Source organism: Candidatus Contubernalis alkalaceticus (assembly GCF_022558445.1).
GTDB classification, from domain to species: Bacteria; Bacillota; Dethiobacteria; order SKNC01; family SKNC01; genus Contubernalis; species Contubernalis alkaliaceticus.
In genome coordinates, this window is sequence record NZ_CP054699.1 from 3,204,728 (window position 1) to 3,230,427 (window position 25,700).

General features: G+C 45.5%; 25 protein-coding genes. 7 read left to right on the forward strand and 18 right to left on the reverse strand.

Going from position 1 to position 25,700, the window contains the following annotated elements:
• Window positions 1–433 precede the first annotated feature (433 nt).
• On the reverse strand, window positions 434–1,855 hold the full coding sequence (locus HUE98_RS15820; protein ID WP_241421559.1) for a phosphoglucomutase/phosphomannomutase family protein: 1,422 nt from the start codon (window positions 1,853–1,855) through the stop codon (window positions 434–436).
• Window positions 1,856–2,177: 322 nt separating this feature from the next.
• Between HUE98_RS15820 and HUE98_RS15825 the strand changes: the two genes are divergently transcribed.
• Both HUE98_RS15825 and HUE98_RS15830 read left to right on the forward strand, forming a co-directional pair.
• Window positions 2,178–3,026: an alpha/beta hydrolase gene (locus HUE98_RS15825; RefSeq protein ID WP_241421560.1), complete on the forward strand. Its 849-nt coding sequence runs from the start codon at window positions 2,178–2,180 to the stop codon at window positions 3,024–3,026.
• Window positions 3,027–3,103: 77 nt separating this feature from the next.
• Window positions 3,104–4,759: a sensor domain-containing diguanylate cyclase/phosphohydrolase gene (locus tag HUE98_RS15830; protein ID WP_241421561.1), complete on the forward strand. Its 1,656-nt coding sequence runs from the start codon at window positions 3,104–3,106 to the stop codon at window positions 4,757–4,759.
• 3 nt (window positions 4,760–4,762) lie between these two features.
• On the opposite strand, the gene HUE98_RS15835 is transcribed toward HUE98_RS15830, so the two are convergent.
• The 3 genes from HUE98_RS15835 to dapB all read right to left on the reverse strand — a co-directional run bounded on the left by HUE98_RS15835 (window position 4,763) and on the right by dapB (window position 7,043).
• Window positions 4,763–5,527 carry a tRNA 2-thiocytidine biosynthesis TtcA family protein gene (locus HUE98_RS15835; protein ID WP_241421562.1) on the reverse strand — a complete coding sequence of 255 codons (765 nt, stop codon included), beginning with the start codon at window positions 5,525–5,527 and terminating at the stop codon, window positions 4,763–4,765.
• 40 nt (window positions 5,528–5,567) lie between these two features.
• Window positions 5,568–6,155, reverse strand: coding sequence for an HFCD family protein (locus tag HUE98_RS15840; RefSeq protein ID WP_241421563.1), 588 nt, complete (start codon window positions 6,153–6,155; stop codon window positions 5,568–5,570).
• A gap of 99 nt (window positions 6,156–6,254) precedes the next feature.
• A complete protein-coding gene (gene dapB / locus HUE98_RS15845; RefSeq protein WP_277623687.1) occupies window positions 6,255–7,043 on the reverse strand; it encodes a 4-hydroxy-tetrahydrodipicolinate reductase in 789 nt (262 codons plus the stop codon).
• A gap of 155 nt (window positions 7,044–7,198) precedes the next feature.
• On the opposite strand from dapB, the gene gap reads away from it, so the two are divergent.
• The 3 genes from gap to HUE98_RS15860 all read left to right on the forward strand — a co-directional run bounded on the left by gap (window position 7,199) and on the right by HUE98_RS15860 (window position 9,305).
• Entirely contained in the window at window positions 7,199–8,221 is a 1,023-nt protein-coding gene (gene gap / locus HUE98_RS15850) for a type I glyceraldehyde-3-phosphate dehydrogenase (RefSeq protein ID WP_241421564.1), read from the forward strand.
• 170 nt (window positions 8,222–8,391) lie between these two features.
• The gene (locus HUE98_RS15855) at window positions 8,392–9,003 is read left to right on the forward strand and encodes a DUF3786 domain-containing protein (RefSeq protein ID WP_241421565.1); all 612 of its coding nucleotides are present in this window, start codon (window positions 8,392–8,394) and stop codon (window positions 9,001–9,003) included.
• 53 nt (window positions 9,004–9,056) lie between these two features.
• Window positions 9,057–9,305, forward strand: a complete 249-nt coding sequence (locus tag HUE98_RS15860) for a hypothetical protein (RefSeq protein WP_241421566.1) — start codon at window positions 9,057–9,059, stop codon at window positions 9,303–9,305.
• Between the two features lie 54 nt (window positions 9,306–9,359).
• Here the strand turns inward: HUE98_RS15860 and HUE98_RS15865 are convergent, their stop codons facing one another.
• The 4 genes from HUE98_RS15865 to HUE98_RS15880 form a co-directional block, all read right to left on the reverse strand.
• A complete protein-coding gene (locus HUE98_RS15865; protein ID WP_241421567.1) occupies window positions 9,360–9,557 on the reverse strand; it encodes a YgaP family membrane protein in 198 nt (65 codons plus the stop codon).
• Between the two features lie 113 nt (window positions 9,558–9,670).
• A complete protein-coding gene (locus tag HUE98_RS15870) occupies window positions 9,671–10,645 on the reverse strand; it encodes a DUF4349 domain-containing protein (RefSeq protein WP_241421568.1) in 975 nt (324 codons plus the stop codon).
• A 132-nt stretch (window positions 10,646–10,777) separates the two neighbouring features.
• Window positions 10,778–11,440: a beta-propeller domain-containing protein gene (locus HUE98_RS15875; RefSeq protein ID WP_241421569.1), complete on the reverse strand. Its 663-nt coding sequence runs from the start codon at window positions 11,438–11,440 to the stop codon at window positions 10,778–10,780.
• A complete protein-coding gene (locus HUE98_RS15880; protein WP_241421570.1) occupies window positions 11,433–12,005 on the reverse strand; it encodes a sigma-70 family RNA polymerase sigma factor in 573 nt (190 codons plus the stop codon). Before HUE98_RS15880 ends, HUE98_RS15875 begins: the two co-directional genes overlap by 8 nt.
• A gap of 174 nt (window positions 12,006–12,179) precedes the next feature.
• Here HUE98_RS15880 and HUE98_RS15885 point away from each other — a divergent pair, with 174 nt between their 5' ends.
• On the forward strand, window positions 12,180–13,901 hold the full coding sequence (locus HUE98_RS15885) for a glycosyl hydrolase family 18 protein (protein WP_241421571.1): 1,722 nt from the start codon (window positions 12,180–12,182) through the stop codon (window positions 13,899–13,901).
• Window positions 13,902–14,052: 151 nt separating this feature from the next.
• On the opposite strand, the gene HUE98_RS15890 is transcribed toward HUE98_RS15885, so the two are convergent.
• From HUE98_RS15890 to HUE98_RS15910, 5 genes are all read right to left on the reverse strand, one after another.
• Window positions 14,053–14,532 carry a bifunctional nuclease family protein gene (locus HUE98_RS15890; RefSeq protein ID WP_241421572.1) on the reverse strand — a complete coding sequence of 160 codons (480 nt, stop codon included), beginning with the start codon at window positions 14,530–14,532 and terminating at the stop codon, window positions 14,053–14,055.
• Window positions 14,533–14,621: 89 nt separating this feature from the next.
• Window positions 14,622–16,559, reverse strand: coding sequence for a hypothetical protein (locus HUE98_RS15895; RefSeq protein WP_241421573.1), 1,938 nt, complete (start codon window positions 16,557–16,559; stop codon window positions 14,622–14,624).
• 48 nt (window positions 16,560–16,607) lie between these two features.
• The gene (locus tag HUE98_RS15900) at window positions 16,608–17,333 is read right to left on the reverse strand and encodes an HAD family hydrolase (RefSeq protein ID WP_241421574.1); all 726 of its coding nucleotides are present in this window, start codon (window positions 17,331–17,333) and stop codon (window positions 16,608–16,610) included.
• Window positions 17,326–17,994: a class I SAM-dependent methyltransferase gene (locus HUE98_RS15905; protein WP_241421575.1), complete on the reverse strand. Its 669-nt coding sequence runs from the start codon at window positions 17,992–17,994 to the stop codon at window positions 17,326–17,328. Before HUE98_RS15905 ends, HUE98_RS15900 begins: the two co-directional genes overlap by 8 nt.
• Window positions 17,995–18,201: 207 nt before the next feature.
• Complete coding sequence (locus tag HUE98_RS15910) at window positions 18,202–18,657, reverse strand: ATP-binding protein (RefSeq protein WP_241421576.1); 456 nt, start codon at window positions 18,655–18,657, stop codon at window positions 18,202–18,204.
• A gap of 95 nt (window positions 18,658–18,752) precedes the next feature.
• On the opposite strand from HUE98_RS15910, the gene HUE98_RS15915 reads away from it, so the two are divergent.
• Window positions 18,753–19,724, forward strand: coding sequence for a polyprenyl synthetase family protein (locus HUE98_RS15915; protein ID WP_241421577.1), 972 nt, complete (start codon window positions 18,753–18,755; stop codon window positions 19,722–19,724).
• 1 nt (window position 19,725) lies between these two features.
• Here the strand turns inward: HUE98_RS15915 and HUE98_RS15920 are convergent, their stop codons facing one another.
• The 5 genes from HUE98_RS15920 to HUE98_RS15940 all read right to left on the reverse strand — a co-directional run bounded on the left by HUE98_RS15920 (window position 19,726) and on the right by HUE98_RS15940 (window position 25,676).
• Window positions 19,726–20,820 carry a tetraprenyl-beta-curcumene synthase family protein gene (locus tag HUE98_RS15920; protein WP_241421578.1) on the reverse strand — a complete coding sequence of 365 codons (1,095 nt, stop codon included), beginning with the start codon at window positions 20,818–20,820 and terminating at the stop codon, window positions 19,726–19,728.
• 8 nt (window positions 20,821–20,828) lie between these two features.
• A complete protein-coding gene (locus HUE98_RS15925) occupies window positions 20,829–21,515 on the reverse strand; it encodes a rhomboid family intramembrane serine protease (protein WP_241421579.1) in 687 nt (228 codons plus the stop codon).
• A 155-nt stretch (window positions 21,516–21,670) separates the two neighbouring features.
• Complete coding sequence (locus HUE98_RS15930) at window positions 21,671–23,065, reverse strand: LolA family protein (protein ID WP_241421580.1); 1,395 nt, start codon at window positions 23,063–23,065, stop codon at window positions 21,671–21,673.
• The gene (locus HUE98_RS15935; protein WP_241421581.1) at window positions 23,058–23,579 is read right to left on the reverse strand and encodes an RNA polymerase sigma factor; all 522 of its coding nucleotides are present in this window, start codon (window positions 23,577–23,579) and stop codon (window positions 23,058–23,060) included. Before HUE98_RS15935 ends, HUE98_RS15930 begins: the two co-directional genes overlap by 8 nt.
• Before the next feature lie 258 nt (window positions 23,580–23,837).
• On the reverse strand, window positions 23,838–25,676 hold the full coding sequence (locus HUE98_RS15940; RefSeq protein ID WP_241421582.1) for a DUF2207 domain-containing protein: 1,839 nt from the start codon (window positions 25,674–25,676) through the stop codon (window positions 23,838–23,840).
• Window positions 25,677–25,700: the final 24 nt, after the last annotated feature.

Genomic DNA, 25,700 nt, shown 5'->3' on the forward strand with positions numbered 1-25,700 from the left:
CATCTTTTTAGGCATGTCCTGCAGCATCATTCAAGGCTGTTAACATAATATGCTCAGATTATTCTTTGTAATAAGACACTTAAATCATTGGGGCAGGTTTTTTGAACAGATTAAAATTTTTGAAGGTATTATTATAGTACTATTAAATTTCGTGCTTTTCTTTTGTCTTCCTACCATATAAAGGTTAATTTTCTTAAACAATATTTAACAATTAGTATACATAATGTATTAATTTTCTTTTCATCTCTCCCGCATTTCGTCTGTGAGGCCCACTTATAAAAGGATTAAAGAATTCAACACTGTAAAAAATTTTGTTAATGTTTTCTAATTATTTTTAATATTCTGAAAAATAATTAGAAAAAAGCAGAGAGACGGTTCTCCTGCTTCCGGCCCCCTGCATTCTTCCTGTTTCCTGATCCCTGTTTTCTGCTTCCTACAGATTCAGATATTCTTTTACTTCCCTCTGAATGGCCACCACATTAGCCTCCGCCGCCGCCTCCGCATAAATGCGGAACACCGGTTCCGTCCCTGAAACTCTAATTAAACACCAGCTGCCGTCCTCCAGCAGAAACTTCCAACCATCTATGCGGTTAGCTGTCAATACCTGCTTACCACAAATCATGCCGGGGTCATAATGCTTTAAAGTCTCCAGAACCTTTTCCTTTTTCTGTTGAGTACAGTGAATATCCAGACGTCGGCTGACCACCGGGCCATATTCTTTATAAATCTCCTCTAAAATTACTTCAGGCTCCTTACCCTCCACAGCCAAAATTTCCATGAACAAGAGGCAGCCCAATATACCGTCTTTTTCAGGTACATGGCCTCTAATACTTATGCCGCCACTTTCCTCGCCCCCCAGAAAGGCTCCTTTTTTTAACATGGCATTTCCTATGTACTTAAACCCCACCGGAGTCTCCACCACCTCAACATTATGTTCCATGCCAATTCTGTCCAGCATATGGGTGGTAGCCACCGTCCGGGCAACAGTACCCTTCCATTTCCTGTTTTTGATCAAATGATGCATCACCATAATAAGAATCTGATTTGGGCTATAGTAATTGCCCCGGCTGTCCATTATACCCATACGGTCTGCATCCCCATCTAAGGCCAATCCCAGATCCGCTTCATTTTCCCTGACTTTAAACCTCAAAGAAGACAGGTTATCCTCCGCCGGATCCGGCAGCAGCCCACCAAAATAAGCATCCCGGCTGGAATTTATAGTAATGACCGAAACTCCCATAGATATCAAAAATTTATCCAGATAACCAATTCCTGCCCCGTGCATGGGATCTACCACTACCTTTAGCCCTGAATTCTTAATGGCATCTGTGTCCAACAGGCTTTGTAGATGATAGAGATAATTATTCTGCGGCTGGGATAGAGATATAAATCCCAACTTTTCAGCTTCATCCCGTTCCAATATATTAATTTCAGTATTTTCCTGCAGCTTCCTGACGTTTGCTACAATCTGATCCGTAATATCCGGCATGGCCGGACCGGCATAATGGGGTATAAACTTAATCCCATGATATTGATGAGGATTATGGCTGGCAGTCAGCATTACAGCCCCAGCCAGTTCTTTTACCTTCACCGTATAGGCTACCGCCGGAGTAGGGACCCCATGGGGAGCCAGAAAAACCTTTATAGAATTACCTGCAAACACTTCTGCCACCGCCTGGGCAAATTCCTCTGAAAGAAAACGATTGTCAAAACCTATCATTATTCCCCTTTTTTCTAATTTGTTATCCTTTATGTAGTTGACTATAGCCTGGGCAACCAGCCTTAAATTCTCAAAGGTAAACTCCTGGGCAATAATAGCTCTCCAGCCATCAGTTCCAAATTTAATCTCCGCCATTTTATCAACCTCCTGATATAATATTGTCGAAAAAAAACTTATTATGGCATATTTTCCCTTAAAACATGAAAAACAGCCATTTTTGACTGCTCCAAATTATTATCTGTAAAATAAGTTAAATTATGCCTTGCCGCAAAAGTTACACCTCTCTATTTCTTTATGGATAATTATACCTTACTAACCAGTGAAAGTCTATGCATATCAAGGGATAATCTAAAAATTAACAACAAATTAATTAAAACATTATAGCTTTTATTTTTCCAAAAGCCATTGACAACATTTTCCAAACAGCATAGAATATAAGTCAGGAGGGTTGTTCCCGATGACGTTCATAAATCTTGAGGAAACCTCATTCACCCTTACAGTTAAGGACCGAGTCACCCAGGAGGATATTCTGCTTCAAGGAAAAGTCTTCCTGCCCAAAAATGAAACAATCAGAAAAAGCCGGCTTCCCGCCATCTGCCTGTGCCACGGCATCCCCGGAGGAAGGGCGGCCCTTGACAATCCAGTGCGGGCTGATGGACCGGGAAAGGAAAGCCTTCTCGAAAACTACCCAAAGCTGGCCCAGTGGTTCAGCCAGAAGGGCTTTGCCACCTTCACCTTTAATTTTAGAGGCACCGGAGAAAGCGGTGGGAACTTTGATTTAGGGGAATGGACAGAAGATTTACGGACAGTGCTGGACTATATCTTTCAGCACCCCGGTATTCAAAAAGACCGTGTCATCTTGGTAGGGTTCAGTGGAGGGGCTGCCGTATCCATCTATACTGCCTCCCGGAATCCTCAAATTCACGCAGTAGTTTCACTGGCCTGCCCGGCAGATTTCAACCTGCTGATTAACGAAAGCAGGCTGGAGGAGACTCTGAAAAGATTGAGGAAGATCGGAATTATTCGAGACGCCGGTTTCCCCCCCGACCCAAAGGCCTGGTTGAACAGGGCCCTGTCTTTGCGCCCTCTGGAAAATATAGAGAAAATATCTCCCCGTCCGGTGCTGATTATTCACGGGACAGAGGATGAAATAATACCCCCGGAGCAGGCCATTGATCTCTTCAGAGCAGCCTCCCGGCCCAAAGATTTGTTCCTCATTGAGGGAGCCGGACACCGCCTGAAAAATAATGCACAAGCTCTACACTACATCTTAGAGTGGATTAAAAAAATTAAAATATTTAATTAAAATAGAGGATATTAAAGATATCTATAGAAATTAAGCGGATATCCTTTCCATCAAAGTTTTTCTGGAGATGATTAATTATGGACAAAAAATACCTGTTAGGCCTGACCCTGGCACACTCCCTATTAATCATTATGATTGCTGTTTTTTTAAATCCGTACCCCTTAGTAGCTGCGGTTTTAATTTTGGTTTCTACAACTATTTTTCTCTTAACCCTGTGGCGAAACTTCTCTCTGCTTCAGGAAAGGCAGGACTCCTCTAATAAGTTTCAATTTTTTTCCGAACTGTCCCAGGATATTATTTACCGAATAAATTTTAAAACCGGTAAGCTGGATTATATCAACCGGGCTGCTGAAACAGTCCTGGGTTATACTCCAAAGGAATTACTGCATATGAACTTAGATGAAATAAATCTTCTGATGCCCGAAGAAGACAAATTTAACCTGACTGAAATGGAAAAAAACGTAACCATGCTAAAACCCCTAAATTTAGATCAAAATGCCGTCAGCTGTTCCAAGGAATACCGGTTCATGAAAAAAAATGGAGAATACATTTGGCTGCAGAGTTCCCGGGTATTTCTGCTGGATAATATGAAAAAACCTATTTATATGTACAGCACCGATAGAGATATTACAAAACAGAAAAGCTATGAAAAGCACCTGAAATACTTAAATACCCGGGATGTACTAACCGGGCTTTTCAATAGAAACTATTTTGAAGAGGAAATGAACCGGCTGCAAAACCCCCGTTTTAGACCGGTAAGCATCATCGTATCCGACGTAAACTGCCTTAAATTTATCAACGACACCCTGGGGCATGATAAAGGAGACCAGCTGCTAAAAAATGCAGCCAAGGCTTTTCGTTCCACCCTCCGTTCTTCGGATATGGCCGCTAGAATTGGAGGGGATGAATTTGCCGTAGTTCTTCCGGAGACCGACCGGGAAACTGCATTTGAAGCGGTAGAACGGATAAACCAATATGTAAAAAAATATAATGCCGAATATCCGGACCTTCCCTTGAGCATGTCCTTCGGAACGGCATGTACCTATAATAAGGAAAAAACACTGACCAAAACTTTTCAAGAAGCCGACGATGCCATGTACCGGGATAAACTGGGTAAAAGAGAGAGCATTCAGCTTACCCTGGTCCAAACCATGCTGACCTCCCTTCATAAGAAAAACCACATTTCCCAGGGACATTCTGAAAGACTGGAAAAATTAATTTCTTATATAGCCACGGCCGAGAATATTAAACTAAGCCAGGATGAATTTCATAACCTAAAAACCTTGGCAGCATTTCACGATATTGGCGAAGTTGGGGTGCCTGAGGAAATTCTAAAAAAGCCGGATATCTTAACAGCCGAAGAAATAGAAATAATAAGAAAACACCCGGAAACAGGTTTTCGCATCGCCTCGGCTTCACCAAAAATGGCCCCTCTGGCACAGTATATACTGCACCATCACGAGTGGTGGAACGGAAACGGCTATCCTTCAGGGCTGATGGGGGAAGAAATCCCCTACCTGTGCCGGCTTTTAGCTATTATCGATGCCTACGACAGTATGACCAGTCAGCGCCCCTACCGGAAAACCCTGTCCCATGAAGAAGCCATCAAGGAACTAGAAAAGGGAAAAGGTTCTCAGTTTGACCCAACACTTACCAATAATTTCATCGAAATCATGGAAAAATCCTGTTTCTCAGAAATGGAAATTCCTAATGAACAAGTAAAAACCATCTAGATATTATTCCAGTGCTTCAAAATCAAATTCTTCATACTCCAGATTGGGCCACAGATGGTCTGTCTCAATTCTCTGTAATGCCAGCCACAGGCGGTGCTTCACCCTGGGAACCTTCTCCTCCACATGGTCAATAATTTCCTTCACCAACTGCCTCTTAGTTTTACCCGAAGCCGGACAAGGGTTCTTCAGCACCGGCAGAAATTTTTCCCGGGCCATAATACTCAAGTTTTTTTCCGGAACATAGACCAAGGGGCGAATCAAGGTAAGATCCTTCCTATCCAGGTACATTCGGGGTAAAAAGGTTCGAGTCCTTCCCTCAAAGAACATGCTCATAAACAGAGTCTCAATGGCGTCATCTAGATTATGTCCCAGGGCAACCTTATTACATCCTAATTCTTTCCCTCGGTCATCCAAGGCCCCCCGGCGCATCCGGGAACACAGGGAACAGGGATTTTTCTCCTTTCGAGTCTCAAAGATTACAGGCCCGATCCGGGTATCCACCTGCTCATAGGGAACTCCCAGGTTCTTACAAAAACTGGCCAGTGGGCCGTAATCCACCTCAAAACCCAGGTTTATGGTTACTGCCCACAGCTTAAAGTCCAGTTTCCTCAAAGATTTTTGCAGGTAACGAAGCACCATCAGCAAAATCAGGCTGTCTTTCCCCCCGGAAACTCCCACAGCAATCTTATCTCCCTGCTGTATCATCTTATAATCCAACAGAGCTTTCTTGGTTCGGTTTAATATGAAACGAGGTATTTTCTGCGACATGAATTACTCCTTCCCAGAGATAGAAGATATAACTGATAATCTAATGAGGGAGAGTCTCAAGTACTAATAGATATGGTTCTATCTGAAGATTATCCGCGGCAGCTTGAGCTGTTTCCTTTAAAAGTTCCATCCGGGACAAAAAAGATCCAACCCTCTCTCCTGAACCGGCGGCCAATGCCTCCTCCGGTTTAAGGAAGACCGGCCCAAAAGGGACAAAATAAGTCCTCTCCTTTTTCATAAGGTCTCCCAAATAGCAGATTAAATCCCGGGTACCGGCATCCAAGCCCGCCGGGGCTACCACCAGGGATACCCGTTCCGGAAGCCTAAGGCTCACCAGCTGTTTCCATAACCAGGGGGGGCAAGGGGCAGCCACCAAAAGATCCATTTCCTTTACATAATCATGCCCTATCAAATTAAAAGACTCAGGGATCTCTTCAAAGGAGACTCCCATTAAATTCAACTTCTTCTTTAGAGAACTTCTTACCTTGACCCCGGCATTAGAACTCACCAGATAGGCCCTGATCCTGGCCCCGACCTCCAACATCTTTTGTATTTCCTCCACAACTCTATCACTCAAATCAGGCATATCACAGATCAAAAAGACAATTTTTTTTTCTTTTAAGATCATAAGAAACACCCCCGTTTACTACAGCATATGCAAAAGAGGGCACATAGTGATTCAAGTATATATTAATTTTCTTGCAATTTATTAAGCATACACAATAGTTTACAGAAGGTTTTCAAGGCCGTATACTACTCCTTCAATCTGGGAAAGCTTTCTTATGGCCATAATCACACCGGGCATGAAAGAGGTGCGGTTCAAGGAATCATGACGAATAATCAGAGTCTGACCCAAACCTCCAAAAATAACTTCCTGGTGCGCTACCAACCCCGGAAGACGAATACTGTGGATTTTAATCCCACCCATTTCCCCGCCTCTGACCCCAGGAATTTTTTCCAATTCCTGAACTAAAGCGGCGGCCGGGGAATCCTTCTGCTCCAGGATCATCTCCACCGTTTTCAAAGCGGTACCGGAGGGGGCGTCCACTTTTTGATCATGATGCATTTCAATAATTTCAACACTATCAAAATAACGAACTGCCTGACGGGCAAAGTTCATCATCATCACTGCCCCCAGAGCAAAGTTTGGGGCGATAACCGCCTTAACATTGTTTTGAGCAGCTTTCAGACGAATTTTTTCCAGATCCACACCTGTAATCCCGGTGGTTCCCACCACCATATTAACTCCGCTGCTCATGGTAATTTCTATATTTTTCATCACCACAAAGGGCGTAGTAAAATCAACCACCACCTGAGGCTGTAATCTCTTTATAGTATAATCAAGGTCATCTGTAATTTGGACTCCGATACAACCCAAGCCGCACAATTCTCCGACGTCCTTACCCACTTCACCCATGTCCACAGCCCCACACAGCTCCAAGTCATCCTGGGCGTATACAGCCCGAACAACTTCTTTACCCATGTTTCCTCCTGCTCCGTTTACTATTACCTTCAAATTATAACCCCCTTCCTTATCCTGTAACTATTACTTATTCTCCTATAAAGAACCTTCTCTGTCAAGTTTCCTTATCTAAAAGGATTATTTTAAATATAAAAAGGGAAAACTTAAAAAAGTATTTTATTTTAGTATAGTTAAAGGAGAGAAATCTTATGCCCGTAAAAATAGGAATTAATGGTTTTGGAAGAATTGGACGCAATGTATTAAGAATTGCCCAGGAATACCAAAATATTGCCATCACCGCCATCAACGACCTGGGTTCCACAAAGAACCTGACACATCTTTTTAAATATGATTCCCTCTACGGCAAGTTTCAAGGAGATATCAAATACAACGATGAAGATTCTATCACCGTCAACGGCCGAAAAATCAATTTCTTTCACCAAATGAGACCGGAAAAGATCCCCTGGAAAGAATACGATGTGGATATCGTCATCGAAGCCACCGGAAGATTTAAAACCCGGGGCGAACTTCAAGAACACCTGGTGGGGGGAGCAAAAAAAGTAATCCTCACTACACCGGGAAAAGACATGGATGTTACTGTGGTAATGGGAGTAAACCAAGAAGATTTGAAGGAAGAACATGAAATTATCTCCAACGCTTCCTGCACCACCAACGCCCTGGCCCCTATCGTCAAGATTTTAGAGGAAAAATTTGGCATTGAAAAAGGTGTAATGATGACCGCCCATGCTTATACCAATGACCAACAGCTTTTGGACCTTCCCCACGATGATCCCAGAAGGGCCCGGGCCGCCAACCTGTCCATCATCCCCACCACCACCGGCGCCGCCAAAGCTGTTTCCCTGGTAGTACCGGAAGCAAAGGGCAAACTGGACGGTATGGCCATCAGAGTGCCTACCCCTACAGTATCCTTGATTGACTTCGTAGCTCACCTAAAAAAGAAAACCAACGCCGACGAAGTAAACGCTGCCTTTACCCAAGAATCCCGGGGAAAGATGAAAGGAATCCTGGGTGTCTCCGACGAACCCCTGGTTTCCATCGATTATAAAGGAAGCCCATATTCAACTGTAGTAGATACTCTCTCCACCATGGTCATGGGAGACGACCTGGTAAAGGTAATCTCCTGGTACGACAACGAATGGGGTTACTCCGTTCGAGTGGTTGACCTGGTAGAATTCGTGTCCAAAAAAATGTTAGCCCCGGCTGCAGTATAAGCCGGGGTTTTCTTTAGCCGCTGGTTTTAAGTACTTACTTTGAATCCTTTAAAAAACAGCCTGAGTAAGGGAGAAGGTTTCATATTTTTTAGGCTCCGGGCATTTGTCATTATTTTCACTTTATGTTATCATTAATATATATTTAATCCTTATCAAGAGGAGGAACCAACTTGTCTACCTATATGCATTTGGATGTCACCCTGAACAAGGCCTGCCAGGAATTTTCCCAACTTCCGGCGGAGGAAATAACCTGGAAAAGTCAGTCCCGATTCGACCCGGAAAACAGCTGTTTTATACTTCAATTTTTCAATGAAGATGTGGTAGTCACCTACCCCGCAGGAGAGGTATCTTATAAGGACCGCCAGGAGGAAATGCCCATAAATGAAAAAATCCTGGTACTCCATTACCTGATCAACTCTCAGGGAATTCCCCTGTCGGAACACTGGATTCCCTTCCGGGATATTCCCGGCGGCAGCATTTATGTAGATCCCTTTAAAGGACGAGCCTACTATCCCTTTATAGGGACCTTTGGCAAAAACCCCCAAGGCTTTGAAAAGGCCAGCTTAAAATTGGGCGGAGAAAAGATGGAGATGGGTGATTTAAGCTTTAAAATCTCAGTTTTTCCCATGGTGCCGATTGTTTACATATTATGGCTGGGAGACCATGAAATGCCTGCCTCCGGAAACATTCTTTTTAACCAATCTGCCGCATTCTACCTTCCTACAGAAGATTATGCCATTATCGGAGGAATGACCTCGTCAAAATTAAAAAAATCAGTATAAGTAAGAACTCCAAGGGCAAGATATTAAAAGTTTAGTTTACAAGGAGAGGATTCTTGTCCATGGAAAAAAACTGTCCCATGTGCAGCGGCAGCATTCGACCCCAGGAAAACTGCTATCAGTGTGGGAGCCCCCTGGAGGACCGGGGAGTCCTGAGCAGCCACCTGGACCGCTATGCACCAGATGCCGACCAAAATTTTTTTCAACTTACCCAGGAAGAAGAGACTATTACCAATTCATACTGCACTCATCTGCTGTACTGTTCCAAGTGCCAGGAAGGCATAACCCGTTCCATTAAAAAATAAAACCGATGAGATTATAATCTCATCGGTTTTTATTTTTCTAATTTTTACATTTTCTTATTTTCCGGTGGAAAATTTCAGCAGTCGGTAAAATGGACAATACTGCAGTAAAGCGCTCATAAGCAGATAGATCCCCAGTGCGGCCAATAACAAACCCAATCTACCGTGGACCCGTCCCCAAAAGGTCAAAAACAGCACAACCAAACCTACCGAAAAACGAATAACCTGATCGATCCTGCCTACATTTTTGAGCATTATTTCTCCTCCGGCTAATTAACATAACATTATTACAGCTTTTCTTTCTTGACTGTTAATCTTGGTTCCTATTATGCCCTACAAAACCATAATTATCAAGGGGATAAGTTTAATCAAGCAGCCGGGGGCAGAGTATCATTACCTTTATTTCCTCGAGCCCTGCGTATCAGCACCACAGCCGCCACTACCGCCGAAATCAATAACAGATAGGGGATGGCTCCCATGATAAAAATAACAAATTCCCCGCCAAAGATGAGAATGCCGTTAATGCTGTTTATCAAAGAACGATAACCATTGGAAATAATTTCTCCTATTTTAGGACTAGTTACCCCCGGAGAAGCCAGAGGGGATTCTGTAAGATAGATTGAAAGGGTAGACAGGTCAACCCTGTTCCTTAAGTAATTAAAATCAGCAGTAAGCACCTCAATTTGTCCCCGAACCCGCTGCAGCTCCATTTCCACCATCAATATCTCTTCCACCGTCTCACTTAAATCCAAAATTTCCAACAACCGCTTTTCCTGGGCGGTCAGGTTGTTAAGGCGGGCCTCCATATCTATATACTGCCGGGTCACATCCTCCCCGGAAGTACCGCTGCTCTCCAGTTCCCCTACTTTAGACACCTCTGTCATCAGGGCCCGAAACTCCTTAACCGGTACCCTTAAGGTTATACTGGCGGTGCGGAAATTCCTGTCCCGACGGTTTACATAAGAGTCGGAAACAAAACCTCCCATCTCATGGGCCTTTTCTTCAATCAAATTTATGGCTTCCTCCAGATTTTCAACTTTCAGATTCATATCTCCCCACCATATTTTCTTATCGCCATCCACTTTACCGGATTCTTCCCAAGGCACCTCCGGTAATGATTCTCTCATTTCTACATCGTCGTAATAACCTCCATCCATATCATAACTTTCTTCCATCGCGCTGTATTCTATGTTTCCCATCATGGGAGCAGAGTCGTCAAAGCTCTTCATGCCGCTGCCGGCCATATACAAAAAAGGAACCCCCATGGAACTCAACAATAAAAGAGTTGCTCCCAACACTATCCCCACAATTAGAACTGCTGCAAAAACCTTTTTAAAATTCATTAATAATACCCCTCCCCTTGTTTTCCAATATTTAAATTCTATATTTAAGAAATCTACCCTCATTATATCTCCCGGAAGAACCCTTGAGAACAATTTTAGAACTACAAAACCTCTAATTTAAATTAAATTTTTTTAACTATCCGGGTAAAAAAAATGTTTTCCCCAGGAATTAATAAGCCGTGCCGGGAACCGGCCCCTGCCCCGATAAACCAGGCGGTTACCCTCAAGTCCAAAGAAAAAGATTGTGGTACTTTTCTCATCATATTCCAGATCACCGGAAGTCCGTTCTTTAACTTCAATGAAAAGCCTGTCTTCAAACATAATTATATTTTCCGAAGAGTCCAGCAAGGATTCCACATTCACCCCCTCCTGGGGACGGTCCAAATCAAAGGCATCGATGATTAAATAATTAGAATAAGGGACCTCCTCTAAATATATTTTCTCTCCGGAAACCACCAACCGATATAAATTTTCCCGGCTGCCCACCATTGCCAGGCCTACTCCATCAGATTCCTCAACCGCCGCAGATTCCATGAAAACCATGTCCTGGTTATCATCAGAAGCTACTTTGCTGCCCCTAAAGATATCCAGGCCTCCCCCCAGAGGCAGAAAATCCATAGAAACAACCATCAAAAACAGCAGGGAAGCCGCCAACCCACCAAAAATAGCACCATAACGAAAGAGGTTTTTAGAGGGAAACATTTGCTTTTTCGCTTTCTTTACTCCCAAGGCACTTCTCCGGCTCAAATCCTCCGGCAGCTCTATGCTGTCAATTGCCTTTTTAATTTTATTCATAGTTCAAATCCTCCCCTACTTTTACCCTGAGCTTTTTCAGGGATTGATAAAGTATGGTTTTAACAGTGCCCAGCGGAAGGTCCATAGCCTCCGAGATCATCTGTAGAGTAAAATCATGATAATATTTTAACAGCACTATCGTTTTGTTTCTCTCCGGCAGAGTTTTCAGAAGGTCCAGCAGGGAGAGAGAAAGAGAGAGGTCCGGGTCATCGGCGGCCTCCAGAGTTTCCTTTAAAGAAAGGGATTCCAGGCTGATCACTTTCTTTTGTTTCCGAATTTCATCCAGGGCACAGTTTATGGCGATACGAACTACCCAGGCTTTAAAATGTTCCGGTTCCCTCAAATTTTTAATAGAAGCAAAAGAACGACAGGCAGCTTCCTGCACCACATCCAGGGCATCCTCCCGGTTATTCATATACATATAAGCTGTCCGGTATATCAACCCCTCCACAGGTTGAAACAACTCCAAAAAAGCCTTCTCATTACCCTTTTGAGCCTTATTAACCAGCCTGACCCTGTCCTTTTCCTTAATTTCCGCTGTTTCTTCCAGCTGTGGTTTCATCATAGGGCTGCACCCCCTTTTGCTTTCTATTACCTTAGACGAACCCAAGAACCATTTAGTTTTCCTCAGGGACAAATTATTTTAATTTTATTATATCAGATGAAAAACCAATCGGGAGTTTGATATAATATAAACCATAAACGTCAGAGGTAAATTGAACTAAAACAGGAGGGACTTATGCATAACCCCCATCAAAGGACCCAAAAACCCAATTTTTTCACCGGCTTTATCTTACCCCTTATTCTTCTGGGCCTGGTGGGGCTTTCACTTTCCACCGCTGCTTTTTTTTACCTGTTATCAGAACATAATCCCCTTCACGCCCCTAGAGTGCACTCCCTGGTGATTGACGGCCAGGTGGTGGCTGCAGGGAAAAATTTAATCCGGAAGGGGGAAGAAGTGGCAGTCCCATTACATATCTTTCAAGAATACTTAGACCCCTCGGCTGTCTGGCATCCCGGGGAGGAAACCCTGATTGTGACCACCGCCCATAAGACAGTCTACCTGGAAAAGGACAGGCTGTCTGCCCAGGTGAACAGCCTCCCGGTGAACCTGCGGTTTCCGGTGACGGTTGAAGGGGGACAAACCTTTGTGCCCCTGTCATTTTTGGCAGGCTTTTATGAAGTCCAACTACAGGTGTTTCCTGAAGAAGATAGGGTGCTGCTAAAGCGGCTTAACCAGCCTTATTTAACCGGCCGTGTAACAGCAGTTCGAGGAATTTTACGCCGGGGGCCTTCTCTTAATGATTCAGCTTTGAAAGGATTAGATGAGAACACTCCCCTGGTAATTTTTGGAGAGGAGCAGGGTTTTTACAAGGTCCAGGGGCCCCAGGGAGAGCTGGGTTACATACATAAAGGTTCCGCAGCCCTGGGGGAAATTGAAATACTTGAGGGGGAAAAAGGGGAAAGCTTCGTACCCTGGCGTCCCACCGGAGGTAAAATTAACCTCACCTGGGAGCATATTATCAGTAGGAATCCCAATACAGAGCAAATTCCGGAAATGCCCGGATTAAACGTGATTTCCCCAACCTGGTTTCATCTGAGAGACGAAGAGGGAAATATCACCAACTTGGCCAGCATAGATTATGTTGACTGGGCCCAGGAACAGGGTTGCCAGGTATGGGCGTTGTTCAGCAACAACTTCGACAAGGATCTGACCCGGTCTGTGCTGGGCAGTCCCCAAAAACGGCAGTATATGATAAACCAGCTGTTGATTTATGCGGACCTCTATAGATTAAACGGAATAAATCTGGATTTTGAAAACATGTACCTGGAGGATAGAGAGAACTTTGTCCAGTTTACCAGAGAACTGGCCCCACTGCTCCATGAACAGGATATGACCCTGTCGGTGGACGTAACTTTTATTTCCTCCAGCAAACACTGGTCCCAAATATATGACCGGAAAGCCCTGGCCCAAACCGCCGACTACATCATGGTTATGGCCTATGACGAACACTGGGGCAGCAGCCCGGTGGCCGGTTCGGTATCCTCCCTGCCCTGGGTGGAAAAAAACCTGCTGGCTGTTTTAGAAGAAGTACCCCCGGAAAAACTAATCTTAGGGGTCCCCTTCTATACCCGGCTTTGGAAGGAAGAACCGGGGGAGGGGGGAGAGGTTAAGGTTTCCTCCCGAGCACTCTCCATGGGGGGCATTGAAGACCTTTTAAAACAGCAGGGAGCAGAACCTGTCTGGGATGAACAGGCCGGGCAGTTCTACGCGGAATATACCACCGAAGAGGGACGCTTTCGCACCTGGCTGGAGGAGGAAACCTCCATGGCCAGCCGGATTCATTTGGTGAGAAAATATGACCTGGCGGGCGCAGCCTCCTGGAGAAGGGGCTTTGAACGCCCTGAAATCTGGCATTTCATTGAACAGGTCCTGACCCAAAGGCCTTATGAAAAGTAGTCTTTTAAATGTAAAAAACCCACCGGAAAATGAACTTTTTTAAGTTCTTCTTTCCAAAGTGGGTTTTATACATTCTTTAGTTAAATTGTCATTGTCATTTTCTTTGGGTGATCATATTTTTAACACCCATGTCCTACGTTCATAGAATTAATTAATGGAGTATTTTTTTATCATCATCATCAGGCTTAAGGGAATCCAACAGGGCCTTCAATTCCTCTTTCTTCTCATCATCTAATTCCTCCATATCCATGGCCTGCTGCATCACCTTTTCCGTGACCAAAATCTCCACCCCGGCTTTCAAAGCCAAAGCAATGGCATCGCTGGGCCGGGAATCTGCAACAATTTCTTGATCCTCTTTTTTTAGATAAATTAAAGCATAATAAGTCCCCTCCACCACATCGCTAACCACAACCTTACGGACCTGTGCCCCCAGAGACTGACATATGTTGTTCATCAAATCATGAGTCATGGGACGAGGGGTCTCCACCTGGTGAAGGCCGATAGCAATGGCCTGCGCCTCAAAAAAGCCCACCCAGATGGGAAGTATTTTCGTTTCTTCTGGGTCCACAAGAAGAACCACAGAACCCAACGTCTGATCAAATACCACGTCTTTTACTTTCATGGTAAGCATCTTCTTGCATCCTTTCACCGGGATATTCTACATTATTATTCATATTACTCTTGCCAAAAAATAGAACCGGCCCTGCTTCTTTGGTTACTCTACTGCATCTGCTGCTGCTGCATTTCCGCTTCCCTTACCTGTATCAAATACTGCATGACCTGCTGGGAAAATTCCCTGAGCAGTGGATTCTCATCATCACTCATCTTCTCTTCTATAACTTCTAAAGCCCGGGGCCGCTCTTGACACAAGTTGCCCACCGCTGCCGCCATCTGTCCAAAAGCCACACCATAAATTTTGCCCTCCAGAATTCTTTCAAAGAGCACCGGAAGCACCCGGGGCTGTCCCAGGGCACACAAAGTGGTCACCAGGCACTGGGTCACATATTCATCCAAACCATCCATCTTCAATATCTCCAGCAAACTATCCCCGATTTTTACCCGCAGCTGCTGGAAATGGGAAAGGGCCTGAGAGATGGTCCTCACCAGCATAAACCTCTCCTTTTCGATTACCTCCGGAAGCATCCCCAAAAGAACCTCCGCTGTCTTTTCTTCAGGGAAAATCGTCAACAGCCTGAGCGAGCTGTACTGAGCTATGATATCATTTCCTTTTAGAATTTCCAAAAGTTTTTCATTGATTCCCGGGCCCAGGTTCTTCAAAACTTGTATTTCTTTGCCGGATTCACTTCGGTTTTCCTGCATCACCTGATGCAGGTAAACCAGAGGCTCTACCATATCCAACCCATATTTAGTATAGACATCCACAGCAACATCCACATCGGTTCCCAGCAGGTACAGTTGTTTTTCCATACCGCTCCAACCGGCGGTGAAGTTTTCCAAATAGGTGCCCGACAATTTGCTGGCCGCCGAAAATCTAAGCAGGAAAGGCTGCTCCGTATCCAGAGCAATTTCCCTTAAAACCTCCACCCATTTAGTCAGCAGAGCTGAAGGCTTAAGCTGCTCCATCATCTCCCGATTGGGAAGTATCACCGAGGCAGGGATAGAAAAACGCACTGCCAGAGGCTGACTCTCATCACGAATAATCTGCACCAAACGGTCAAACACCAGATCCAGGCCGCAGGTGGTCAGCACGGAGATGGCGGCATATTTTTCTTCCATGTAAACATCCTTCCGGTCAAAAACTTCCCACAGCTTATCCACATATTGTTGATCCTGGTGAGGGAAAATCCGATACACTGCTTCGAACCTGACCCTCCAGGAGGAAGCCTCCAAATAAGGCAGAATATATTGATTTAGTTTTGGATGCGCCCTCTTCACAAAGAGCAGCACATTCAACCGGCTTTCTGCTGATTTATCTGCTCCCAACTGCAGCAGCTCCTGCTGCTGCTGCAGCTGTTCCTCCTCACTCAGGGGTTCAATCAGTTCCTCCCCAAACTTTTTAGAAGGGGCCTTCTCCTTGCCCACCTCACTCCAGGCTCCTGAAAGAAGTATCACTTCCTCCCGGGGCATCTCTAAAATTTCCTCCTTCATAGGAGAAATCCCCTTGTAAGTTAAAAAATGAAGCAGAGATTTGCGATAGTAGGTCACATGGCCCGAAAGGTTTTTCTTGAGAATGTAGGGTAGGCTTTCTTTCAAGGCTTGAACGTCCAAGAAACGGTCCATCAAAAGCTGGTAATACACCACCCTCTCATCAGAAGAGAATGCTTTCTTCACCCTTTCCCAGATCCAGCCGCTTTCCGTAATTTTAGGGAGCCGCCAATAACCGGAAATCATCAAATCAGCTTTTTGAGGATCCGCTTTAAAAACCTCTTCTAAAAATTTATTATACTCTATCTCATCCTCACACAGCAGGGCCAGAGCTTCACTCATGACCGAAAGTTCCTGCACCCCTTCCATAAGCCGTAATTGTTCTGTGATTTTGGCTACAGCCTCCTGCTTTCGCTCCAATAACACCTCCATGACCGGATCATATTCATCGCTTACCCCTTCAGATATCAAAACATTCAATAATTTTTCTATAGGTTTATCCGCAAGAGGATTTCTCGGCCCCGTTTTGTTTTTTTTCTTTTTCTTATTCATTGTTAACCCCTCCAAGTTTCATTTTTTTACAAATATTATAGTAACGACTCAGCTTCCCCGGTTGTTGGGGGCAATTTTCTCCAAAAACTCCGGTAAATCCTTCAAGCTGCCCCGGTAATCCGCATCTATGGACCGTTTGCTGCGGTTGATCAGAAAGTCCTCCACCAGGTAGGTTTTAATACCCACCTGTGCAGCACACAAATCATCATCCACATCATTTCCAATCATAATACAATCTTGGGGCCTGGCACCCACTTTATCCAAAATCTCCAAATAATATTGGGGATTAGGCTTACAGAAATGCATGTTCTCATAGGTGGTGACCAGCTTGTAATCAAAACTGTCCACCCCACCCCAATTCATCCTCTGATAGATGGCTGAAGATGGAAAAACAGGATTTGTGGCCAGAACCAGGTCAAAATTTAGAGAGGCCGCCATGCCCACCACTTTCCGGGCTTCGGGTTTACAGCTGGTAAAGGCCTTTAGTTCTTTAAATTTATGCCGGTAAAACTTATCAATTAAAGGTTCCAGAAGGTCCAATGGCTTTTCTACTCTTTCTAAAAAAACCTCCCAGAAAACCTCCTTATTTGTTTTAGCAGGGTCCTGATTTAGAATCATCTGATGAGTGGCATATCCTAAATGCTCTTTCAACTCCTGAGGAGAAATCACCGGGCTCAAATGCAGGCCCAGTTTTTGAAAATATTCTTTCACAAAAATCCTCATATCCACTTCAATCAGTGTCCCGTCCAGGTCAAAAAGCAGAACTTTAAACATGTTTCTCCTTTCTTTGCAGTCGGTGCAGGGAAATCATATAGTTGGGGTAATATTCGTCCTCCAGGGTAATAGCCACCTCCCTGACTTCCTCCTGAAAGCCGCCAAGATGCTTCAGCCTTTCCAGAGCCTCATAGGTAGAAGGCCTCCGGGCATGGGAAACCAATAGGCTCCCCTTCTCTTTCAAGTTAGCCAGAAGAATCTTCTCCGCAAATGGATTAAGCCGGGGGTTATACAGGATATCAGATGCCAATATCCAGTCAAATTTCTTATCCAAACGAAAATCCCGCCAGTCCCCCAGGTAGGTTTCAGCACCCTTCACCCCATTATTCTCTGCGTTAATCAGCGTAATTTCCAAGGCATCCTGCTTATAGTCGGAAAAGGTCACTTCAGCACCCTTCAAACCGGCTACAATTCCCGGAAGGCCCAGGCCGGCGCCCAATTCCAGGACTTCTTCCCCCTGAAATTCCATCTCCTCCCAGATATAAGAAGCCATAATCCGCGAGGCCGGCCATATATCCGCCCAGTAAGGAATATTATCCTCATCGTCGGGATTAGTTACCAGGGCCTCTATATCCTTTACTACCAACAGCCTTACATCCCTTCCTGAAAGGGAAAAAATTTCTTCACGGGTCTCTACTGCCACCGGTTTCACTTCCTTCATAATCCATTTCTCCCGGGTTAACACCCGAGTATATATCCAATAACAGGACATAGTGCCTTATTCTCCCCCGTAACTAAAAAATCCTGCTTTTTCTGCCAAAGTGAAAACCGACTGACATATTTCTGATTATTTCCCGGGAAAAGTCGGAAATTGCGTATCAGTAGATAAAGATGAAATTAGCATTATCCTGTTGTATTTACTTTTAATTCAGCCCCGGGTTACTAATATCTGGTCAAAACCCTCCTCTGGGGAAGGGGGGACCAGCATCTTTTCTTTTTTAATAATGGTCTCCCTGGGGACCGGAGCATCCCGATTCTCATTTCTTTCTAAACACAGTTCCAAAGGGGTGGACAAAGTATGAGCGGTGACCTTAGCTCCATAACTTTTGGCAATTTTTATTAAGGGTTTCCGCTGTGTCCGGGTCAAATTAGTGGCATCAAACACTACATCCTTTCCCAGTTTTAAAAAACCCTTCAGCTCCGCATAGGCAATAGTCCAGATTTCCTTTTCCAGCTCACCGCTGTACTGAATTCCGAAGCGCAGGCGAATACTATCAGGGTTTACCACTCCATAACCCCTGCACTGATAGTCCCGGGTTACAGTTGATTTCCCGGAAGCCGGCAAGCCCACCATGACCACCAGTTGATTTTGTTCCTGTCCCATATCAACTCCCCTTATCTTTTTTATGTTTTATTTTTATCTTTGTGGAAATACTAAGAAAAACATATATTATACCGGGAAGAAAGGAAGGTACTGCTTTGGCCACTGTAAAAGAAATGCTTAAAGAAATCTATCTTATGCCGGAATTAAAGCTGGTAGAAAAAAAATTAGAGGATACGGTATCCTCTCCCAGTCCCCTTATGGAAGAGCTGTCGGGATACATGCTGAAGGGGGGAAAAAGGCTCCGCCCCCTCTTAGTTATTCTATCCGCATCCTTTTATCCCCATTCAACTTTATCAGTGATCAATACCGCCTGCGCAGCAGAATTAATACATACTGCCTCTTTGGTTCACGACGATATCATAGACAGTTCACCAAAGCGCCGGGGAAGAGCTACCCTAAACAGCCGTTTCGGATGCCACATGGCGGTCCTGGCGGGTGACTTTCTTTTTGCCCGGGCTTTTGAACTTTTAACCCGCTGTGGAGAGTACCGGATTCTGGAATTGATGACTCAAAACATCAGCCTTATGTGCGAGGGTGAGGTGGAGCAGGCCCGAAAAGCCTGGGACCCCTGCAAAACAGAGCAGGACTATATGGAACAAGTATATAAAAAAACTTCTTTTTTTATTTCCTGCTGCTGCCGGGTGGGAGGCCTTTTGAGCAGCATGCCCCCGGAACAGTTGGAAAACCTGTCGGATTACGGCCTGCACCTGGGATATGCCTACCAGATGACCGATGACATTCTGGATTTCTCAGCCACCCCCATAACCGGAAAACCGGTGGGAAGTGACCTGGCCCAGGGAAATCTGAACTACCCCCTGCTGTTTTTAATGGGCCACCCAAACTACGGGGCAGAAATTAAGAAAATTATAGAAGAAAAAGACTGCCGCCCGGAAACCCTTAAGCGGGTGCAAAAATATGTTGAAGACAGCGGGGCCCTGCAGTATACATATCTTAAAGCCCGGGAACAGGTCTCCTTAGCTAAAAAATGCCTGCAGCACCTTCCACCCTCCCAATCTAAACCAATACTTTATAAACTGGCGGAGCACATGCTGACCCGGCAAAAGTAACCTACATCACCTTTAAACGCCTGAGCATTCGGCAGAAACGGTACATGCCGGGGACATCGCTGCCCGCCTGGTTCATCAATTCCTTGGCTATTCCCAGCAGACCCTGCTTTTCCACCTTGGGGTCCGACAGGTACATGGCCATAAGGCCTTTCACCACCAGGGTATGAAAATCCGGACGGGGAAGGTTTGAGGCACTTTCCAGGGATTTTTCCAGAAAAAACCCCAGCCGTTCCCGGCACTGTTTTTCATCGGCATAATAGTTTACAAAATTTAAATCCCGATGAACCCGGTCCTCCTGCTGGTCAATGAAATAATCCAAAAGGATATGCAGCCCACAAATCCAGGGGAAATAGCACTCATGGATGCGCCTGCCCTCCTCCAGGGAAAGTGCTTCCTCACCGGAGGCCGCCATGAGCATGAATGCCCCCAGAGTAGAACCGGCGGCGGCGGAAAACTCCCACCAGTATATCCCCGGGGTTTTTTCCCGGTGAGCTTCAAACCACCGGATCAGTTTCTCCTCCCGGATTCTAAGATCCAAATGCTTGTAAACCTGTAGGTCTCCATAGAGGGAAATTAGTTCCACACACCGTTCCTTCACGATGCCGTAGCTGGGGAAATTTAAAAGGCTCATGGATGTCCTCTCCACCAGCTTCTCCAGGTAACCACCGTCCTGCTGCAGAGTATAAAAACGATAATAATCCCTCTGCCTCTCCTTCTGTTCCCGCTTCCACGGTTCCAGAGCCTCAATCATGGACCGGTGCAGCTCCCGAAAGGCCTTCTCCTCACCGCATTCCACCCGGTCACACAGGTTATCCAGGTAATCGCTGATGGTCTGAAGAGCTACAATAGCCGGCACCAGATCCTTACTTTTCTCCGGAATATAAAGGGCATAAATGCTCCCCCCCTGACAGTGGAACCGTTTATCCCGTATGCTGGCCAGTGCCTGATTTTTCAACTCCCCTGGGGGACAAGCGTTTAAATATTTTTTCCAACCCAAAAGTTCCCGGTCCACCTGAGGAAACACCCGGGTCACAAAACGGGTGAGAATATTTAACTGCCACGCCTCTTTTTTAAGATTGACCTTCATGTTTAACATATTTCCCCCTAGCAGACTCTAAGTCCCAGCTTCTTAATCACAATTCCCACCACCAACCCACTGATGAAACCCCCTACGTGAGCCCACCAGGCCACCATCTGGGCGCCATCCCCAACTTGGGCTAAAACGCTGTTGAAAATCTGCAAAAGAAACCAGAACAACAGGTAGATCATAGCGGGAATCTCCACAAAGGTAAAGAAAAAGCCCAGGGGAATCAGCGCCACCACTTTAGCCCAGGGGTAGAGAATAAAATAGGCTCCCAGCACCCCGGCAATGGCTCCGCTGGCTCCGATGAGAGGTATGGGAGAAAGAGGGTTAGAGATAATGTGTCCCAAACTTGCCACCACCCCCATCAAAACATAGGCCATCAAATAATTTATTGAACCCAAACAATCCTCAATATTGTCCCCAAAAACCCATAAATAAAGCATGTTCCCAATTAAATGAAGCCATCCCCCATGTAAGAAGGTGGCGGAAATTAAAGGAAACAAGGAGGCGGGCCCCAGCACAAAGAGGTCCCCGGCCAAAACATTGGTAATATTTTCGGGAATCACCCCAAAGGTATAAACAAAATCCAAAGCTCCCTCCGGTCCCAAGGTCACCTGATATAGAAATATTAAAATATTGAGACCGATAAAGGCGTAGTTCACCAGGGGAAACCTGCGGGGACGAATGTTATCTCTAATGGGAATCATTTTCTTTCCTCCATCTCTTAAAAACCATTACCTACATTATAAGCCAAAAGCCCCCTCTTTATAATATATTAACAAAAAAAAGAGGTTCTTTCCTGAAAAAAGAAAGAACCTCTTTAGACATCCTCCTAATCATTAGACTTAGCTTTAGTTTCCTTCTAGTGCCCTTCTTTAACTATGGGCTGGTCAATACCCTCTTTGGCCAGATCCCCAGGGGTCACGTAATCTATTTCTTCCCCGGCTATTTTCTCCAGGTATGCAGCAGGCAGTCCGGAACCGTGGGGGGCTGCCATAAAGACCTTAAATTCCGGAGTAATCCATTTGGCAATGCTGCTTTCCCCGATATAAAGCTCAAAAACATTCCAGGCCTTCCGGTTCACTTCCACGTAACCCCCGGCCAGCTTCCCCACCCGGGAATCAGGGCTGTAATAGAACTCTTCCGGGTTAGAGGATAGATAGATATCCAAAAATTCCTTTTCTGTCTGTCCCCGGTAACGGAGCACATAATCAAATAACTTATCATTTTCCAAAACTCCCACCTTGAACAGCTCATAACCCTGGGGGAGATGATCCTTCAGTGCCTCTAGCTCAACATTGGCCTCCACCTCCGACATTTCTCCGAGACGGTTTATTTCCTGAACATAGGGCTGCTCCGGGGAGGTAGTATCTATATCCTCCAGAGCAAAATCAAAAGTTTGGGGGTCTATGGGGGGATTCACCTTTAGTTCCGTAAACTCAACCACCAGGCTGCTCCCTTCATAGGGGATCAGCTCCTTTTTTAAAGGAAGGTTTGTCCCCTTATCAATCCACATACGGCTGTATTCTTCCCCCTCTTCATACCTGTACTGCAGAACCACCGTCTCCCGGCCCAACAGGATTTCCTCCCCAATTTCCGTTACCTCTACCGCATTCTTCAGTTCCCACACCTGGCTCCCTATATGATAACGCCAGAGCTCCTTTTCCGGAAATACATTCTCCACCGTAATGCTGTTGGGCATGATGGTCACCAACCGTTCCCCATCACTGATATTGGTTACCTCCACATTGTCAAAATGATGCACCGCCACATAGCTCCAGGGTTTCCGATAAGTTATATTGACCGTCTCCTGGAAATCCACAATACCCTCCCTTTCAGAGCGGATTTCCACCACTCCGGCATAGCTCTCCAGGCCGCCGTAGGCTCTCACCACCGCCTCAACGATACTCTCTTGACCCATAAAGGGAGAATCCATAATCCCAATAAAAGCTGCCAGGACAATGACCGCCGCCGCAGCCATAAGGGCTAACCGCCTGATAACCTGCTTTGCCCCCCCTGTTCTTATATCATTTCGGGGTTTTCCGCTGACCCAACTCCTTCGGCTCTGAATATGAGAATCCTCCCCAGGCCCAATTTTCTCCTGTCCTACCTCCCCGGTTCTTTTCACCGCCCGAAGGGTTTCAAATAGCTTTTCCATTTCCAGGTTTTCATCGGATTCGTAGGCCCGGGGTTTTTTCTCTGCAGTCAAATCATCAATAAACTCAGAAAGGATCTCCTCCTGCTTTTCTTTATCCACGGAAATACCCCCTTTCCTCTAGTATTTGTTTTAAACTTTGAGCAGCTCTAAATTGTAGACTCCTCACCGCTCCCGGTGAGCGTTCCATCTTCTCCGCTACCTCCTGCACCGAATAACCCTCTACTACCCGCCATACTAAAACATGCCGGTAATCCTCGGTCAATTCCTTCATGGCCTCAATGATGACCATTTTATCCTCGCTCTCATTTTCCATACCGGCATCACTCCAGCGGCTCTCCTGCACTTCTTCCAGGTTAACCACCCTGGGATGCCGGGCTCTCTTACGCCACAGGTCCTTCATCATATTGCGAGCCGCCTGAAACACATAAGCCCTTATTTTCTCCGGCTGCACCTGGTTATCTATTAACTTGGGGTATACCCGTTTAAAGGTATCCTGGGTCAGCTCTTCCGCCTCTTCCCGATTCTGCACCTTATAATAAACAAAACGGTATACCTCCGGCCAGAGGTCCTTAAAAAGTTCTTCGAAGTTTCCGGAAACTCCCGGTGGAATCATACAATCACCTCAGATCTAAGGCGTCACTTACTCTTTAAGACGCCTGAAATTGTTAAATGTTACGCCAATATAGATGATAATTTTTTCCATAATACTATTCCCTGGCCCTATTATATTTACCCCTTTTATAATTATAGAGATACTTCCTAGAAAATAATTGATTTTCCTGCCTGCCCAAAAAATAATGCCCTTTTCAAAAAACGAAAAGGGCATTATAAATTTTTCATTTCATATAAATACTTTTTTTTGGCTCAAACACTACCCGGCCCGGCCGCCTCCGCCGCCGAAGCCGCCACCGCCTCCACCGGAAAAACCTCCACCGCCTCCAGATCCTGAAGAAGAGGAGGGGCTGTAACTAACCGCTGTCAGAAAAGACTGCTGCAGTCGGCTGGTCATACCGTTAAAGTTAGCCAGAGGCATCCCGGAACCCATACCTCCATGGGGCAAATAGTACCAGCCATATCCAAATCGGTAATTCCCCTCCTGCAGGTTGGGGAAAACAATGTTCAGCTGCTTAATTACCTCTTCAGCTATTCCAAGGGATATGGCATAGACCAGATAATGCTCCCAAATAACCAGAGAGGGAATCCCTGCCCGGTCCATCTGGGAAAAATCCAGTAAAAACTTTCGAAATGCCTTCCATTTTGCAAACTGGGTAACCCCCTGCCGGGACCGGCGCCTGAGAACAGCCGCCGCCACCAGCATTACAACTCCACTGAGCAGCATGGCAAAACCGGTGACTATCATATTCACAAAAAAAAGTAAAAAACCCACTATTATCAGGACTGCACCCACTGCAAATTCCTGGGTCTTACCCTTTTTGGTGATAGGATCAAAAAACTCATATTTATCACAGTTCAACTTCAATGTAGACTGCCAGCCGGAGTAAAAACCCTGGAAACCGCTGGGATTCTTTTTGGCATGTTTCTCAATATCACTAAAGTTCAGTTCATTTTCCCCCACAGCAATCGTGCTAAAAAGATAATTTATAAGGTCTAGTTCATGGGGCGCCAACTCCTGATTAAAATCCCCAGGCTTCCGAGTCAGCCGATAATCCATTGTTTTTTTAAAAAGTCCGGACTTCTTCTCCTCCCCCTCTTCAATCTTCATATAGCCCCTGCGGGCCAAATCCATTATAGTTGCCGTCAGGTCATCCGGCGAAATAACGCCAAAACGGTAAAGCACGGCCATTTCTGCAGGAGAATAATCTGCCGGCAGCTCCCGGTAGTAATCCCCTTGAAAATCCGGTTTAAATTCCTTACCGTACTTCCGCCAGAAATAAAATACCCCCCCCAGGGCCAGGAGAAAAATCACCGGCGCCAGGGCCCAATCCAGGTAATGCCTGAACCTATCCCGGTTTGCCTGGGCAGCTAATGCCGCCTCCTCCTCTAAAATGTTTTCTAAAGCATACCGGCCCGTCCGGTACTGCTCATTAGCCCCCGGCAGGAATTCAGAAGGGAAAAGGATTCGACCCTCTAAAAAACGGTCCCCCGGCAGATTATCTACTTCAAAAAAAACATTATTTCCGGAAATAGTAACTTCCCCCTGCAGGGGCCCGTGGCCCCAGGCCTTGACCTCCTCTGCGGGAATTCCTTCAGGCAGAATAACAGCTACCCGCACCTTTCCTGAAGGAATCTCCCAGTAATCTCCCACAAACTTGTAATAGAAGTCCACAATATCCTCATGGACCAGCACAACATGGTGAGCATCATAACCCAGGGTAAAAGTCTTTTGCTCATTTACGGCCTGGTAAAACCACTTCACCACCATTTTATCAGGTTCATCCAACACAAGGAATGAATACTGCCCAGACCTCCCCTGCTGGTCTTGTTCATACATTATGTCCCCTTCCCTGACATAGAACCGGTCAAATTTACTGTTTCCCTTTTTAAATACCCACTGCTCCAACCAGGTGAAGCTGCCGGAAAAATCAAAGGTCCTGCTTTCCTGTATCCTTACTGTGCCGTCCTCTAAAATCTCCGCTTCGATATACACCTCAGGGATTTTGTAACTCTTGGCCTGAACCATTCCCCCCCACAGCGCCACCACCAGGATAATTAACGCTGCCGTCACCAATCCCTTTCTCCATCTTCTCATTTAGATTCCTCCCGAAGAAATAAT

Coding starts and splice junctions, on each gene's coding strand:
- HUE98_RS15875 (WP_241421569.1), bottom strand. CDS start 11,440: ATGAATAAAATTAAAAAGGCAATTGACAGCATAGAGCTGCCGGAGGAT.
- HUE98_RS15865 (WP_241421567.1), bottom strand. CDS start 9,557: ATGCTCAAAAATGTAGGCAGGATCGATCAGGTTATTCGTTTTTCGGTA.
- HUE98_RS15825 (WP_241421560.1), top strand. CDS start 2,178: ATGACGTTCATAAATCTTGAGGAAACCTCATTCACCCTTACAGTTAAG.
- HUE98_RS15935 (WP_241421581.1), bottom strand. CDS start 23,579: ATGATTCCACCGGGAGTTTCCGGAAACTTCGAAGAACTTTTTAAGGAC.
- HUE98_RS15940 (WP_241421582.1), bottom strand. CDS start 25,676: ATGAGAAGATGGAGAAAGGGATTGGTGACGGCAGCGTTAATTATCCTG.
- HUE98_RS15830 (WP_241421561.1), top strand. CDS start 3,104: ATGGACAAAAAATACCTGTTAGGCCTGACCCTGGCACACTCCCTATTA.
- HUE98_RS15835 (WP_241421562.1), bottom strand. CDS start 5,527: ATGTCGCAGAAAATACCTCGTTTCATATTAAACCGAACCAAGAAAGCT.
- HUE98_RS15895 (WP_241421573.1), bottom strand. CDS start 16,559: ATGAATAAGAAAAAGAAAAAAAACAAAACGGGGCCGAGAAATCCTCTT.
- HUE98_RS15905 (WP_241421575.1), bottom strand. CDS start 17,994: ATGAAGGAAGTGAAACCGGTGGCAGTAGAGACCCGTGAAGAAATTTTT.
- HUE98_RS15890 (WP_241421572.1), bottom strand. CDS start 14,532: ATGCTTACCATGAAAGTAAAAGACGTGGTATTTGATCAGACGTTGGGT.
- HUE98_RS15880 (WP_241421570.1), bottom strand. CDS start 12,005: ATGATGAAACCACAGCTGGAAGAAACAGCGGAAATTAAGGAAAAGGAC.
- HUE98_RS15870 (WP_241421568.1), bottom strand. CDS start 10,645: ATGAATTTTAAAAAGGTTTTTGCAGCAGTTCTAATTGTGGGGATAGTG.
- HUE98_RS15900 (WP_241421574.1), bottom strand. CDS start 17,333: ATGTTTAAAGTTCTGCTTTTTGACCTGGACGGGACACTGATTGAAGTG.
- HUE98_RS15820 (WP_241421559.1), bottom strand. CDS start 1,855: ATGGCGGAGATTAAATTTGGAACTGATGGCTGGAGAGCTATTATTGCC.
- HUE98_RS15885 (WP_241421571.1), top strand. CDS start 12,180: ATGCATAACCCCCATCAAAGGACCCAAAAACCCAATTTTTTCACCGGC.
- HUE98_RS15910 (WP_241421576.1), bottom strand. CDS start 18,657: ATGGGACAGGAACAAAATCAACTGGTGGTCATGGTGGGCTTGCCGGCT.
- gap (WP_241421564.1), top strand. CDS start 7,199: ATGCCCGTAAAAATAGGAATTAATGGTTTTGGAAGAATTGGACGCAAT.
- HUE98_RS15925 (WP_241421579.1), bottom strand. CDS start 21,515: ATGATTCCCATTAGAGATAACATTCGTCCCCGCAGGTTTCCCCTGGTG.
- HUE98_RS15840 (WP_241421563.1), bottom strand. CDS start 6,155: ATGATCTTAAAAGAAAAAAAAATTGTCTTTTTGATCTGTGATATGCCT.
- HUE98_RS15920 (WP_241421578.1), bottom strand. CDS start 20,820: ATGTTAAACATGAAGGTCAATCTTAAAAAAGAGGCGTGGCAGTTAAAT.